The organism is Roseisolibacter sp. H3M3-2 (assembly GCF_029211165.1).
Taxonomy (GTDB): domain Bacteria; phylum Gemmatimonadota; class Gemmatimonadetes; order Gemmatimonadales; family Gemmatimonadaceae; genus Roseisolibacter.
In genome coordinates this window covers 1-1,077 of the sequence record NZ_JARGEK010000680.1, presented here as the reverse complement: position 1 = coordinate 1,077, position 1,077 = coordinate 1, and the positions used below count along the sequence as shown (strand labels likewise).

Annotated in this window: 2 protein-coding genes; both read left to right on the top strand. The window is 76.0% G+C overall.

What is annotated here, in order from left to right:
• Positions 1–796 (top strand): FliA/WhiG family RNA polymerase sigma factor (locus tag PYV61_RS25695; RefSeq protein ID WP_275836734.1); only part of this gene is annotated, 796 nt, incomplete at its 5' end.
• Positions 793–1,077 (top strand): hypothetical protein (locus PYV61_RS25690; RefSeq protein WP_275836733.1); only part of this gene is annotated, 285 nt, incomplete at its 3' end. The genes PYV61_RS25695 and PYV61_RS25690, both read left to right, overlap by 4 nt.

Below are 1,077 nucleotides of genomic sequence, written 5' to 3'. Positions count from 1 at the left end.
GTCCGCCGCGCGCGCGACGCCGACGGCGCCGCACGCCAGCGTCGACCCGGCGCTCTGGGAGCGGCTGGCCGCCGGCGACGCCGCCGCGCGCGAGCGGCTGCTCACCGACCACCTCGGCCTCGTGCACCACGTCGCGCGGCAGATGTCGCGCACCCTCGCGGTGAAGGCCGACTTCGACGAGCTGGTGAGCGCCGGCTCGATGGGGCTGATGGCCGCCCTCGACAGCTTCGACCCGAAGCGCGGGCTGGCCTTCAGCACCTTCGCGGCGCCCCGCATCCGCGGCGCGATCCTCGACGAGCTGCGGCGCCAGGACCACGTCCCGCGCAGCATCCGCCGCAAGACGCGCGAGATCCACGCCGCCCGCGAGTCGCTGATGCGCGCGCTCGGCCGCGCGCCCGAGGACCAGGAGGTCGCCGAGCACCTCGGCGTCGACCTGCAGACGCTGTGGCGCTGGCAGGGGGAGATCGAGGGCGCGCACCACATGCCGCTCGACCGCGCCCCGGGCGACCGCGAGAACACCGCGCCGGTCCCCTCCGAGGTGCTGGCCTCCGAGGAGGCGCACGGCGTCGAGGACCGCCTGAACCACCAGCAGGAGGTCGCGATCCTCCGCGACGCGATCCTCAAGCTCAAGGAGCAGGAGCGCGTGGTGCTGTCGCTGTACTACTTCGAGGAGCTGAAGCTGCACGAGATCGCGACGGTCCTCGACCTGACCGAGAGCCGCGTGTCGCAGATCCGCTCGAAGGCGCTCGGCAAGCTGCGCGGCGAGCTGAAGCCGCTGCGGGAGCACGTCGCGTGATCGCGCGCCTCGGGCCGTCGCGCGCCGAGGCGCTGCGCGCGGTGCGGCTGGGCGGCGCGGGGATCGTCGGCGCCGTGATCGGCACGGCGGCGAAGCGCGCCGACCTGGCCGAGACGCTGGCCGACGCGGCGGCCGCGGCGCGCACGCTCGGCGAGCTGCCGGTGTGGGAGAGCGCGCGCCGGCTGCTCGCGGCGCTGATGCACGTCGACCCCGCGGGGCTGCTGCTGGCGGCGGTGGTGCTCGCGCTGGCCGCGATCCCGCGGCGGGTGTGTCGCGCCCCG